Source organism: Chromobacterium sp. CCUG 30098, assembly GCF_059916605.1.
On record NZ_JAUCGS010000006.1, the window covers coordinates 83,551 to 95,976 of the forward strand.

Here is a 12,426-nt window from a genome sequence, read left to right on the forward strand (position 1 = left end):
ATGCAGACCATCCGCCTGGCCGCGCCCAAGGATGCCGGCTGCCTGGCCGCCTTGTCGATTCAAGTGTGGCTGAGCACCTACGTCACCGACGGCGTCCGCCGGGACATGGCCGACTATGTGCTGAGCGAATTCACGCCGGCCAATTTCGAGGCGCTGATCGCCAGCCCCTCGCATCATCTGCTGGCGATGGAGCAAGACGGCTTTCTGCTCGGCTACGCGCTGATGAAGCTGGACAGCCCCTGCCAAGGCTGCGACTTCCCCACCGTGGAAGTGTGCAGGATCTACCTGGTGGAAAGCCGCACCGGAGAGGGCCTGGGCCGGCGTTTGCTGGAAGCGGCGCGGCAATGGGCGCTCGCCCTTCCCGAACCCGCGCGTTTGTGGCTGACGGTGTGGCACCGCAACGAGCGCGCGATCGCCTTCTACCGCCGGCTGGGCATGACCGTCCACGGCGAATGCCATTTCGAATTGGAGGGCGCGCGGCATCTGAATTACGTGATGCTGGACTGCGCGCCCGTTGGGGCGGTTCCAACCACCGCCGATGCCTGAAAGCCCGATGAAATCATGATGAGCAAACACACTCTCCGCCCCTGGCTGTTGGCGGGCATGGCCGCGCTGTTGTCGGCTTGTTCCACCTTGTCCTCCCCTCCCGCGGCGCAGCCGCCGAAGCCGGCGCTTAAGCCCAAGATCGGCTTGGCGCTGGGCGGCGGCGCGGCCAAGGGCTTTGCCCACGTCGGCGTGATCAAGGTGCTGGAAGCCGCCGGCCTCACGCCTGATCTGGTGACCGGCACCAGCGCCGGCAGCGTGGTCGGCAGTCTGTACGCCTCCGGCCTCAGCGGCATGCAGCTGCAAAGCCGGGCGATTCAACTGGACGAATCCAATCTGACCGATTGGACCTTGTCGAGCAAGGGCGTGATCAAGGGCGAGAAACTGCAGAACTGGATCAACGCTCAGGTGGCCAACAAGACCATGGAGCAATTGCCGCGGCCGTTCGGCGCGGTGGCCACCGAACTGGACAGCGGCCGCAAGGTGGTGTTCCGCCTGGGCAACACCGGCCAGGCCGTGCGTGCCTCGGCCAGCATTCCCAACGTCTTCCTGCCGGTGAAGATAGGAAACAAGAGCTATGTGGATGGCGGCCTGGTCAGCCCGGTGCCGGTCAGCGCCGCGCGCGAGATGGGCGCGGACTTCGTCATCGCCGTCGATATCTCGGCGCGGCCGCGCAAGGGCGCCGCCACCGGCTTTCTGTCCATGCTGGATCAGAGCCTGAACATCATGAACGGGCCGGCGCTGGCGCAAGAACTGAAGCAGGCCGACGTGGTGATCCGCCCGCAAGTGCAGAATATCGGATCCGCTCAATTCGACGCGCGCCATCAGGCTATTCTGGAAGGAGAGCGCGCCGCGCAGGCGGCGCTGCCGCAGATCAGGCAATTGCTGCAGCAAAAAGCCGTTGCCATGAATAAGTAATGGCATAATGCTGCCGGGCTGGCCCTGCATTGCAGCATGGCCGGCCGCCTTCCATCAGCAACCGCAGGCCCGGCCTGCCTGGAGACCTGAATGATCAAGCTTTACGGCGCTGCGCTGTCCCCTTATTACAACAAGGTCAAAATCGCCTTGCTGGAAAAGGGCGTCAACTTCCAAGAAATCCTCACCGCCCCTTCGCAGCAGGAAGAACTGCTGGCGAAGAGCCCGATGGGCAAGATTCCTTTTGTCGAAGTGGGCGGCCACGCCATGGCGGAGTCATCGGTGATCCTGGAATGGCTGGAGGACGCCTATCCCACCGCCTCCTTGCTGCCGCCGACGCCGAACGGCCGCGCCCACGCGCGCCAGCTGAGCGCGATGCTGGATTTGTACGTGCTGATGCCGGCGCTGCCTTTATACCGCCATTGGCTGTTCGGCAGCCCGCTGGAAGCGGGCGCGATCGACGCCGCGCGTCAGCAGATCGCCCGTGGCGTGGCCGCCTGCGCCCAGTTGCTGGATTACGGCCCTTGGGCCTGTGGCGAGGATTTCAGCAGCGCCGACATCGGCGCCGCCTGCGTCCTGCCGGCGCTGGAGCAGATGAGCAAGGCCTTGCTGGGCGAAGACCTGACCGCCGGCTTCCCCGATCGCGACGCCTATCTGCAGCGCCTGTCCGCCCGCAAGAGCGTGAGCCGGACCTGGAGCGAGCGTGAGGCGTCCTTGACCGCGTTCCGCGCGCGTCAGCAGCAATAGGGTAAACCGCAGGACAGGACCGACCCGCTTGCCGGCATTCGGCGTTTGAGTAATTATAGAGCTCAAACTCCAATCAAGTGTTTGCCCCTGACGCAAACGCCTTGCCCAAGCGGGAGGCCGTGATGAAGTTCGATATTCAGCTGCTGTTGTTGGTGATGGCGCCGGTGTTCCTGGCCTTCGTCGCCGGCGAGTTGTGGCATTTGCGCCGGCAGGGCCGGCTCAGTCTGTACGATTGGCGCGATTCAGTGTGCAGCGCCTGTCTGGGCTTGCTGCACCAGGGGGCGGACAAGCTGGCCTGGGTGCTAGTGCTGCCCTTGTACGCGTGGATTTTCCAAGAACACCGGCTGTTTCAATTTTACGACTCCTGGCTCAGCTTCTTGCTGTTGTTCATCGGCCAGGATTTCCTCTATTACTGGTTCCATCGCGTCAGCCACCGCGTGCGTTGGCTGTGGGCCGCCCACAGCGTGCACCACAGCTCCACCCGGATGAATTTCACCACCGCCTTCCGCCAGAGCCTGATGTATCCGCTGGCCGGCATGTGGGCGTTCTGGCTGCCGCTGGCCTGGCTGGGCTTTCCGCCTGAGCAGGTGGTCGGCGTGGTGTTGCTGAACCTGGCCTTCCAGTTCTTCGTGCATACCCAGGCCTGCCCCAAGCTGGGTTGGCTGGAATACGTTCTCAACACCCCGTCCATCCATCGCGGCCACCATGCCAAGAATCCGCGCTACATCGATCACAACTACGCCGGCGTGCTGGTGGTCTGGGACCGCCTGTTCGGCACCTATGTGGAGGAAAGCGCCGACGATCCCTGCGACTACGGCACGGTCAAGCCGGTGAACAGCTTCAATCCGCTATGGGTCAGCGTGGTGGAATGGCGCGATATGTTGCGGGAAGCCTGGCGCGCGCCCAACTGGAAGGACCGCTGGACGGTCTTGTTCGGCCCGCCGGAAGAGGCTGAGGCGGCCGCGGCGCGCTGGCGCTGAGGGCATGAAAAAAGCGGACCGGGAGGTCCGCTTTTGCGTGGCATGGTCTTGCCAGCCTGTGTGGCTAGCAAGCATCAGCGTCAGCGCTGAGCCAGTCGGCGCAACGCTACAGCAGGATGCTAAACCAGCACCTTGCCGTTCTTGGCCGGCAAGGTCTTGCCCTTGGGCTTGCGATCCATGCGCACGGTGCCGGTCTTGCCGTCCAGCGAGTACTTGACGTCGTAACCGACCACCTTCTCGCTGCTTTCGTTCACTTCATTGCAAATGGTCTGGGTGCTGTTGACCTGATCGCGTTGCTGCATGCCTTCCTGCACCTTGTTGCCGGCCAGGCCTCCCGCCAGCGCGCCGATCACGGTGGCGGCCTTCTTGCCGTTGCCGCCGCCCACCTGATTGCCCAGCACGCCGCCGATCACGCCGCCTATCACCGAGCCGGCGATGCGGTTTTGATCCTGGACCGGCGCCTGATGGGTGACCTGCTCCTGATGGCAGACCTGCTTGGGCGCGTTGACGGTTTCCTTGATCGGCGTCACCGCCAGGATGCGGGCATGGGTGGCGTGGACCGGAGCGGCCGGCTTGGCCGGCGCGCTGGGTTCGGCGGTTTTCTCCGCCGGCTTGGCCGCTTGGGCGGCTGCGACGGGCGCGGCCGCGGCGACGACCGCCGGGGCGGAGGCCACGGCGGGCGGCAGCACCGCCACTGGGGCGGATGCGGCTGCCGGCGCGCTGGCGGTTTGCTGCGGCGCGGCCGCGGTCTGAGGATTGGATTTCACGGCTTGATAGCCGGCCACGCCCAGGCCGCCGAGCGCGATGCCGCCGCCCAGCACGCTGGCGATCAACAAGGATTGTTTCATGGTTCGTCTCCAAAAGCGGGCCGTCTATGCGGCCGTAATCATGATGAGTGAGATGAAATTCAGACACTTCATGGTGGCAGACAGTTGCAAATCAAATGTTTTCCATTTGTTACTAAAAGTGGCGAATCGTTAGCGTTTGCGGCGGCGGCTCCGGTGTTGCAGCGGCGCTAGCAATTTGATTTAAATCAATATATCAGCGAGTGAACGCTTGCTTATATGCAAAATGGCATGCTGGGCCCCGCGATGGGGGGTGTGGCAGAAATTTGCAGTAGTCTGCAGGTAATTGAGCAATTAGAGCAAAGTTTTTGTTTAAATAATCGAATTTAATTTCATTGCATCCAATATATGACGCTATTAAGGCATAAAAATCCAATGTCTTCATTTGACGCGAGGCGAGCATGAGTGCTTAATGTCCAGCTTGTTGATGTTTGCAACAGAAACGAAGCGGCTTGCCTGAATTGTCATGCTGTTGGTATTAATGTTGCTGGAAAATGATGATTTTAGGGGGCAGCCTTGACTGATATCTCCACCGAAGCCGGTTTGAAGCGCGGTTTGAAAAACCGCCACATCCAATTGATCGCCTTGGGCGGCGCGGTCGGCACCGGCCTGTTCTTGGGCTCGGCCAGCGTGCTGAAGGCCGCCGGTCCGTCCATGATTCTGGGCTATGCCGTCGCCGGCCTGATCGCCTTCATGATCATGCGCCAGTTGGGCGAAATGGTGGCCCAGGAGCCGGTGGCCGGCTCGTTCAGCCACTTCGCTTACCGTTACTGGGGCGATTTCGCCGGCTTCCTGTCCGGCTGGAACTACTGGGTGCTGTACATCCTGGTCAGCATGGCGGAACTCACCGCCGTCGGCGCCTATGTCCAGTACTGGTGGCCGCATGTCCCCGCCTGGGTGTCGGCGCTGGTGTTCTTCGTCTGTATCAACGGCATCAATCTGGCCAACGTCAAGGTTTACGGCGAGGCGGAGTTCTGGTTCGCGCTGATCAAGGTGGTGGCGGTGATTGCCATGATTCTGTTCGGCGGCTACCTGCTGCTGACCGGCACCGGCGGTCCGCAAGCCTCGTTCAGCAATCTGTGGAGCGATGGCGGCTTCTTCCCGCATGGTTTCAGCGGCCTGTTCATGATGATGGCGGTGATCATGTTCTCCTTCGGCGGCCTGGAACTGATTGGCCTGACCGCGGCCGAGGCGGATAACCCGCGCACCACCATTCCCAAGGCGGTGAACCAGGTGATCTACCGCATCCTGATCTTCTACATTGGTTCGCTGGTGGTGCTGCTGTCGTTGTACCCGTGGAGCAAGGTGGCGTCCGGCGGCAGCCCCTTCGTGATGATCTTCCAGCAAATCGGCTCCGGGCTGACCGCCAATCTGCTCAACTTCGTGGTGCTGACCGCGGCGCTGTCGGTGTACAACAGCAGCGTTTACGCCAATAGCCGCATGCTGTATGGCCTGGCCAGACAGGGCAACGCGCCCAAGGCCTTGATGCAGGTGGACCAGCGCGGCGTGCCGGTGCCGGCGATCCTGGTGTCGGCGTTGGCCACTTTCGCCTGCGTGATCCTCAACTATGTGCTGCCGGGCGAGGCCTTGGGCATTTTGATGTCGCTGGTGGTGGCCGCGCTGGTGACCAACTGGGCGATGATCAGCCTGACGCATTTGAAGTTCCGCCGCGCCAAGGTCGAAGCCGGCGAGCAACTGGTGTTCAAGTCCTTCTGGTTCCCGCTGACCAATTGGATCTGCCTGGCTTTCATGGCGATGATTCTGTTGATCTTGCTGCTGACCCCGGGCGCCGCGGTATCGGTCTATGTGTTGCCGATATGGCTGGGGCTGCTGTGGGTGGGCTATCGCGCCAAAGCCAAGGGCGCGCCGGCGGCGGAGCCCGTGCGCCAGACCTCCTGAGTGTTTTCACGACGCTCGCGCAGCGAGCGTATCGGCAGGGCCGCCTTATCCGGGCGGCCCTGCTTTTTGCCCCGCGCGGTCCGCCGCCTCGATTCGCATTTAATTAGACTTATTGTCTAATTTGCTTGGTGTTGATGATGGTCTTATGAATCATCACCAGATGTTTTGAAAAAGGTTTTTGACCTTTTGTCGTATTTTGTTTAGTCTGAACGTGGTTTGTTTGAAGTTGATGTATGTAATAAGGATGTCTTGCTTGCTTTTTGGACTTTTTGTCTGATTGACGGGTGGTGAGGGCCTTGCTGCATTGATGAAGCAATACCGTCCCATTCACAAGAGAGCCTGCTTACGATGGCGCGAGCTGGGGCGAGACAAGGTTTTGCGGCTGAGAAAGCGGAATGCGCCAATGGCGCACGAGCAATGCCAAGCCGGATTCAAAGCCGTATCGCCGCACGCCGCTGATCGTAAACAGCTTTCCATCAGCAGGAGGCGCCAAGGTGAGCGTTACCCCCACTTCCACCGGTTTGAAGCGCGAGCTGAAAAACCGCCATATCCAATTGATCGCGCTGGGCGGCGCGATCGGCACCGGTCTGTTCCTGGGTTCGGCCAGCGTGTTGAAAGCGGCCGGACCGGCGATGATTCTCGGCTACGCCGTCGCCGGCTTCATCATTTTCCTGATCATGCGCCAATTGGGCGAGATGCTGGCCGAAGAGCCGGTGGCCGGCTCGCTCAGCCATTTCGCCGGCCGTTACTGGGGCAAGTTTCCGGCCTTCCTGTCCGGTTGGAATTACTGGGCGCTGTATGTGCTGGCCGGCATGGCCGAACTGACGGCCGCAGGCGAGTACGTGCGCTATTGGTGGCCGGATGTGCCCACCTGGGTCACCGCGCTGGTCTTCTTCACGGCGATCACCGGCGTCAATCTGAGCAGCGTCAAATACTATGGCGAGACGGAGTTCTGGTTCGCGCTGATCAAGGTGGGCGCGGTGATCGCGATGATCGTGTTCGGCGGCTATCTGCTCTTGTCCGGCAAGGGCGGCCCGCAGGCTTCGGTGAGCAATCTGTGGAGCGACGGCGGCTTCTTTCCGCATGGCGTAGGCGGCCTGTTCATGACGATGGCGGTGATCATGTTCTCCTTCGGCGGCTTGGAGCTGATCGGCATGGCGGCGGCGGAGACCCAGGACCCGCAGAAAACCATTCCCAGAGCGGTGAATCAGGTGATCTACCGCGTGCTGATTTTCTACATCGGCTCGCTGCTGGTGCTGCTGTCTCTGTATCCGTGGAGCAAGGTGGCCGCCGGCGGCAGCCCCTTCGTGATGATTTTCGAGCAGATCGGCGCCGGCTTCGCCGCTCACGGGCTTAATTTCGTGGTGTTGACCGCGGCCTTGTCGGTGTACAACGGCGGCGTCTATGCCACCAGCCGCATGCTGTTCAGTCTGGCTCAGCAGGGCAATGCGCCCAAGAGCATGGCCAGGCTGGACAAGCGCGGGGTGCCGGTCAACGCCACCTTGCTGTCGGCGTTGGCGACCTTCGCCGGCGTGGTGCTCAATTACCTGCTGCCCAGCGGCGCGCTGGCCTTATTGATGTCGCTGGTGGTCACCGCCCTGGTGATCAATTGGGCGCTGATCAGCCTGACTCACCTGAAGTTCCGCCGCGCCCAGGGCGGTCGCAAGCTGGTGTTCGCCTCGCTGTGGCATCCGTTCTCCAATTGGCTGTGCCTGGCCTTCATGTTGATGATCCTGGGAGTGATGCTATTCACGCCGGGGGTGGCAGTGTCGGTGTACGTATTGCCGGCCTGGCTGCTGGTCCTGTGGCTGGGTTTCCGGCTGAAGCGGCCGGGGGCGGACGCGGCCGGTCTGGCCGTCGACAAGGCGTGAATCCGCATGCCGGGCTTGACGTACTAGGGCGTAAACCGGCATGCTTCCACGCTTATGAAGCAAACGATCCCATTCCAGACCAAAACGTGGTGGTGGCGCAGCTAATCGGCGCGCCAGGGATGTTCGCATCTATTTTCCGGGCCGCCGTCATGGGCGGCCTTGTTGTATCCAGCGTTACCCCGTGCGGCGGCAAATTGTTCTGACTCAGGAGTTGTCATGTCTCGCACACAATGGGGTTCCCGTCTCGGTTTCATTCTGGCTTCGGCCGGCGCCACGGTCGGCCTGGGCTCCATCTGGAAGTTTCCCTACGTCACCGCGATGAACGGCGGCGGCGCGTTTCTGCTGATCTATCTATTGCTGACCTTCACGCTGGGCATCGCCTTGCTGCTGGCCGAGATCGCCATCGGCCGCGCGGCGGCCTGCGGCGCGGTGAGCGCCTTCGCGCGGCTGGGTTCGCGCCGCTGGAAGCTGGTGGGCTACGCCGGCGTGCTGTGCGGTTTCCTGGTGTTTTCCTTCTACAGCGTGGTGGGTGGCTGGACGCTGGGCTATCTGCTGCGCGCGGTGGACGGCCGGGTGATGAGCAACGACCCGGCGGCGCTGGCGCGCTTGTTCGGCGATTACGTGTCCGATCCCTTCGAATCCCTGCTGACTCACGCCCTGTTCACCGGCCTGACGTTGCTGGTGGTGATGTGCGGGGTGCAGAAGGGGATTGAGCGCGCCGGCAAGGTGTTGATGCCGCTGCTGTTCCTGCTGATGCTGGGCCTGATCGCCCGCTCGCTGACCTTGCCGGGCGCAGGGGCCGGCGTGGCGGCCTTGCTGACGCCGGATTTCACCAAGGTGACGCCGGGCATGCTGGTGGAAGCGCTGGGCCTGGCCTTCTTTTCCTTGTCGGTGGGCGCCGGTTGCATGATCGCCTACGGTTCCTATCTGGGCCGGGACGCGAAACTGGCGGGCGCCGCGCTGTGGGTGACCGGCCTGACCACGCTGACCTCGGTCTTGGCCGGCCTGATGATCTTTCCTGCGATCTACGCCTTTGGGCTGGACCCTCAGGCCGGACCGGGCCTGACCTATATGACCATGCCGGTGGTGTTCAACCACCTGCCTTTCGGCCAAGCCCTGGCGGCGGCCTTCTTTCTGCTGCTGCTGATGGCGGCGTTGACCTCCTCGGTGTCCCTGCTGGAACTGGTGGCGGTGTTTCCCATCGACGAGTGGGGCGTAGGCCGGCGCAAGGCGACGCTGCTGATCTGCCTGCTGGTGTTTTGCGCCGGCATTCCGGCGGCGTTGTCCTTCGGGCCCTTGGCGGACTGGAAGCTGTTCGGCCGCAATGTGTTCGAGCTGATGGACTACACCGCGTCCAACATCCTGCTGCCGCTGGGCGGCATCGGCACCGCCTGCTTTGCCGGCTGGGTGATCTGGCCGACCATGCGCGCCGAGCTGCAATTGCCCGCGGCGCTGAGCGCCGGCGTGCGCTTCATCTATTGCTGGGCGGCGCCCATTCTGATCAGCCTGGTGCTGGTATACAATGTCTGATTCGCTTTGCCGTTGGCATGGGCAAGAAAGGGGGCGGCCATGATTAAAACCGAGTCCGACATCCAGGGCATGATCTTGGCCGGCGCCCTGACCGCGCAAGTGCTGCAGGCGGTGGAGGAGAAGATCCGGCCCGGGGTCAGCACGCTGGAGATCGACGCCTTTTGCGAGCGTTATATCGTCGAGCGATTGGGCGCGCGGCCGGGCAGCAAGGGGCAGTACGGCTTCCCGTTCAGCGTCAACACCTCGGTCAATCAGGTGGTGTGCCACGGCTGGCCGTCCGAGCGGCAGCGCCTGAAGCGCGGCGACATCGTCAACGTCGACGTCACGGTGCTGAAGGACGGCTATTACGGCGACAGCAGCAAGACCTTCGCCGTCGGCGAGATCAGCCCGTACGCGCAGCGCCTGGTGGACGTCACCCAGCGTTGCCTGTATCTGGCCATCGCCAAGGTCCGCCCGGGCGCGACGCTGGGCGACATCGGCCACGCAATCCAGCAGCACGCCGAGGCGCAGGGCTATAGCGTGGTGCGCGAGTATTGCGGCCACGGCATCGGCGCAGCCATGCACGAGGAGCCGCAAGTGCTGCATTACGGCCGGCCCGGCCAAGGGCTCAAGCTGGAGGCCGGCATGACCTTCACCATCGAGCCGATGATCAATCAGGGCGGCAAGGACGTGAAGGTGTTGCCGGACGGCTGGACGGTGGTGACGCGGGACCGCAGCCTGTCGGCTCAGTTCGAGCACACCCTCCTGGTCACCGCCGACGGCTGCCGCATCCTGACCTTGCGCGAAGAGGAAAAAGCGGGCTTGGCGGCGCTGGGTCTGCTGGCGGCTTAGACCCGCCAAGCAAACTCCTGATCCTGCTTGCGCCTCCTGGCCGCACTCTTTGTACGGCCTGCGCCGGCGCGCCTTGGCTCGGCTTCTCCGCGAGGCGTTGCGAGCGGCTCTTAAGCCCGTTCCGTCCATCTCGCCGACGCGCAGCAGATCGTAAACAGATTCTTAGAGCCAGCGCAGCAAGCCGTAGACGATAAAGCTGACCACAATGGCGAGCAGGGTCTTGCCGTTCTTCCACGCCACCGCGATGGCGACCAGGGTGCCGATCAGATAGGCGTTGCCCAGCGACAGATCAATGCGCCCGGCCGGGGCCAGCGCCATCGGCACCACCAGCGCCGACAGCACCGCCGCCGGCACATAGTGCAGCGCGCGGTTCAGCCAGTCCGGGAAGGCCAGCCGCTGGCCGAACACCAGAAAGCTGGCGCGGATCAGCAAAGTGGCCGCCAGCATGCCGAAAATCATCGACCAATGGTTCATGCCGCCTCCTTGCGCTTGCCTTCCAGCAAGAGTCCGGCGCCGACGCCGAGCAGCGCCGCCAGCATCAGGTCCAGTTTGTAGGGCAGGCCGCGCGCCAGCAGCGCGGTCAGGCCGGCCACCGCCGCAGCCGCCAGCGTGGGCCGTTTTTTCAATTGCGGCGCGACGATGGCGGCGAAAGTGGCCACCATGGCGAAGTCCAGGCCCAGCTGCGCCAGCCCCGGCACCGAGCGCCCCAGCAGCACGCCGGCCAGCGTCCACGCCTGCCAATTGCCGTACATCGCCAGCGAGGAGCCCAGCCAATACCACTGGCCGCCGGCAGCGGCCTGGGTGCGGAAACGGTGTTCGACCACGGCGAAGGTTTCGTCGGTGAGCCAGAACGCCAGCGGCCAGCGCCAGGCCAGCGGCCATTGCCGCGCATAGGGCAGCAGGGTGGCGCTGTACAGCGCGTGGCGCAGATTGACCACGAAAGTGGTCAGCCAGATCACCGGCAGCGCGGCGCCGGCGGCCACCAGGCTGACGGCGATGAATTGCGAGGAGCCGGCGAACACCAGCAAGGACATGGCTTGGGTGCTCAGCGGGCTGAGCCCGGCGGCGATGGCCAAGGTGCCGAAAATCACGCCGAAGGGCGCGGCGCCTATCAGCATGGGCAGGCTGTCGCGCGCGCCTTGTAAGGCCCAGGCGGCGGGGGTGGGGCGGGTCATCGGGGCGTATCCTTGCGGCAATGAGATGGATTCATCATGCCGCCGAAACCGGCCGCCGTCTTGAACGATTTTGCGGGGGATGGCCGCGTGGCTTTGAGCTGCTTCTCAGGGCCTGTTCAAAGTCTCGCGAGCAAGGGCGAGACAAGGCGAAAACGAGCGAAAAAGCGGAATGTACAGCTGGTACATGAGCATTTTGAGCTTGTTTTTAACGCCGTATCGCTGAAGCGCAGCAGACTTTGAACAGGTTCTCAGCGGCGCAGGCCCAGCGCGCGTTGATAGGCGGCCGGCGCCAGACCCACGGTGTGGCGGAAGGCGCGGGTCAGATGGGCCTGGTCGGCGAAGCCCAGGCTGAGCGCCACCGCGCCGGGCGTTTGTCCCTGCGCCAGCAATTGGCGCGCGCGATTGACGCGCAGCTGATTGCGCCAAGCCACAGGCGGCAGGCCGAAGTGCTGGCGAAACTGGCGGCACAGCTGCCAGGGCGAGAGCTGGGCCGCTTCCGCCAGCGTCTGCAGCGACAGATTGTCGCTGACGGCGTCGGCCAGCATCTGCCGCGCCAGCTCCACCGCGCGCGGGGCGGCCGCCTGCGTCTGGCCGCGCACCTGCATATGGCGTTGCAGCACCGCGCCGAACATGCGCTGCAACGCAGATTCGCGCAGCAGCCGGTCCCGGCTGTCGCGCAGCAGGCGATGCAGTTGGTCCATGCCGGCGGCCAGCGGCGCGTCCAGCACCACGGTGTCGCGAAAGTAAGGCCGGGCGTGGGCGTCGCCGCTGATGTCGGCGGCCAGCTTTTGGAGGAAGTCTGCGGATGGATAGAAGCCGCGATAGGCCCAGCCGCGCGCGTCGGCAGTTTCGCCGGTATGCACTTCGCCGGGATTGATCAGCACCAGCGCGCCGACGCCGGCGCGGTGGGTGCCGCCGCGGTGGCGGTAGGACTGTGCGCCCAGGGTCAGCGCGTTGACCACGTATTCTTCATGAAAATGCGGCGGAAACACCCTTTGGGCGTAGCTGGCGTCCAGGCATTCCAAGGCGCCGATGTCGTCGGCGCGGAAGAAATCGGAACGATCGGACGCCGGGCGGGACATGGCGGGGC

12 protein-coding genes are annotated in these 12,426 nt (G+C 63.6%); 8 read left to right on the plus strand and 4 right to left on the minus strand.

The annotated features are described in order from the left end of the window. The 4 genes from QUG03_RS14765 (at position 1) to QUG03_RS14780 (ending at position 3,185) form a co-directional block, all read left to right on the plus strand. Positions 1-546 (plus strand): GNAT family N-acetyltransferase, encoded by a 546-nt coding sequence (locus tag QUG03_RS14765; RefSeq protein ID WP_500820319.1) that lies wholly within the window; start codon positions 1-3, stop codon positions 544-546. Between the two features lie 15 nt (positions 547-561). After that, on the plus strand, positions 562-1,461 hold the full coding sequence (locus tag QUG03_RS14770) for a patatin-like phospholipase family protein (RefSeq protein WP_107797794.1): 900 nt from the start codon (positions 562-564) through the stop codon (positions 1,459-1,461). A 90-nt stretch (positions 1,462-1,551) separates the two neighbouring features. Next, a complete protein-coding gene (locus QUG03_RS14775; RefSeq protein WP_107797795.1) occupies positions 1,552-2,205 on the plus strand; it encodes a glutathione S-transferase family protein in 654 nt (217 codons plus the stop codon). Positions 2,206-2,327: 122 nt separating this feature from the next. Next, entirely contained in the window at positions 2,328-3,185 is an 858-nt protein-coding gene (locus QUG03_RS14780; RefSeq protein ID WP_500820320.1) for a sterol desaturase family protein, read from the plus strand. Positions 3,186-3,304: 119 nt separating this feature from the next. On the opposite strand, the gene QUG03_RS14785 is transcribed toward QUG03_RS14780, so the two are convergent. Further along, positions 3,305-4,033 carry a glycine zipper 2TM domain-containing protein gene (locus QUG03_RS14785; RefSeq protein ID WP_227106455.1) on the minus strand — a complete coding sequence of 243 codons (729 nt, stop codon included), beginning with the start codon at positions 4,031-4,033 and terminating at the stop codon, positions 3,305-3,307. A 513-nt stretch (positions 4,034-4,546) separates the two neighbouring features. Between QUG03_RS14785 and QUG03_RS14790 the strand changes: the two genes are divergently transcribed. The 4 genes from QUG03_RS14790 to map all read left to right on the plus strand — a co-directional run bounded on the left by QUG03_RS14790 (position 4,547) and on the right by map (position 10,161). Beyond that, entirely contained in the window at positions 4,547-5,929 is a 1,383-nt protein-coding gene (locus QUG03_RS14790) for an amino acid permease (RefSeq protein WP_235084993.1), read from the plus strand. Between the two features lie 494 nt (positions 5,930-6,423). Then, positions 6,424-7,800: an amino acid permease gene (locus tag QUG03_RS14795; protein ID WP_227106458.1), complete on the plus strand. Its 1,377-nt coding sequence runs from the start codon at positions 6,424-6,426 to the stop codon at positions 7,798-7,800. A 216-nt stretch (positions 7,801-8,016) separates the two neighbouring features. After that, positions 8,017-9,330 (plus strand): sodium-dependent transporter, encoded by a 1,314-nt coding sequence (locus QUG03_RS14800; RefSeq protein WP_500820321.1) that lies wholly within the window; start codon positions 8,017-8,019, stop codon positions 9,328-9,330. Between the two features lie 39 nt (positions 9,331-9,369). After that, positions 9,370-10,161, plus strand: coding sequence for a type I methionyl aminopeptidase (gene map / locus QUG03_RS14805; protein WP_107797799.1), 792 nt, complete (start codon positions 9,370-9,372; stop codon positions 10,159-10,161). Between the two features lie 162 nt (positions 10,162-10,323). Here the strand turns inward: map and QUG03_RS14810 are convergent, their stop codons facing one another. The 3 genes from QUG03_RS14810 to QUG03_RS14820 form a co-directional block, all read right to left on the minus strand. After that, positions 10,324-10,635 carry an AzlD domain-containing protein gene (locus QUG03_RS14810; protein ID WP_500820322.1) on the minus strand — a complete coding sequence of 104 codons (312 nt, stop codon included), beginning with the start codon at positions 10,633-10,635 and terminating at the stop codon, positions 10,324-10,326. After that, a complete protein-coding gene (locus QUG03_RS14815) occupies positions 10,632-11,336 on the minus strand; it encodes an AzlC family ABC transporter permease (protein ID WP_107797801.1) in 705 nt (234 codons plus the stop codon). The genes QUG03_RS14810 and QUG03_RS14815 overlap by 4 nt, the downstream gene beginning before the upstream one ends. Before the next feature lie 248 nt (positions 11,337-11,584). After that, positions 11,585-12,418 carry an AraC family transcriptional regulator gene (locus QUG03_RS14820; RefSeq protein WP_107797802.1) on the minus strand — a complete coding sequence of 278 codons (834 nt, stop codon included), beginning with the start codon at positions 12,416-12,418 and terminating at the stop codon, positions 11,585-11,587. Positions 12,419-12,426 lie beyond the last annotated feature (8 nt).

Bases quoted from the DNA above. Each gene is read 5' to 3' on its own strand.
- QUG03_RS14765 (WP_500820319.1), top strand. From the start codon at position 1: ATGCAGACCATCCGCCTGGCCGCGCCCAAGGATGCCGGCTGCCTGGCC.
- QUG03_RS14770 (WP_107797794.1), top strand. From the start codon at position 562: ATGATGAGCAAACACACTCTCCGCCCCTGGCTGTTGGCGGGCATGGCC.
- QUG03_RS14775 (WP_107797795.1), top strand. From the start codon at position 1,552: ATGATCAAGCTTTACGGCGCTGCGCTGTCCCCTTATTACAACAAGGTC.
- QUG03_RS14780 (WP_500820320.1), top strand. From the start codon at position 2,328: ATGAAGTTCGATATTCAGCTGCTGTTGTTGGTGATGGCGCCGGTGTTC.
- QUG03_RS14785 (WP_227106455.1), bottom strand. From the start codon at position 4,033: ATGAAACAATCCTTGTTGATCGCCAGCGTGCTGGGCGGCGGCATCGCG.
- QUG03_RS14800 (WP_500820321.1), top strand. From the start codon at position 8,017: ATGTCTCGCACACAATGGGGTTCCCGTCTCGGTTTCATTCTGGCTTCG.
- map (WP_107797799.1), top strand. From the start codon at position 9,370: ATGATTAAAACCGAGTCCGACATCCAGGGCATGATCTTGGCCGGCGCC.
- QUG03_RS14810 (WP_500820322.1), bottom strand. From the start codon at position 10,635: ATGAACCATTGGTCGATGATTTTCGGCATGCTGGCGGCCACTTTGCTG.
- QUG03_RS14815 (WP_107797801.1), bottom strand. From the start codon at position 11,336: ATGACCCGCCCCACCCCCGCCGCCTGGGCCTTACAAGGCGCGCGCGAC.
- QUG03_RS14820 (WP_107797802.1), bottom strand. From the start codon at position 12,418: ATGTCCCGCCCGGCGTCCGATCGTTCCGATTTCTTCCGCGCCGACGAC.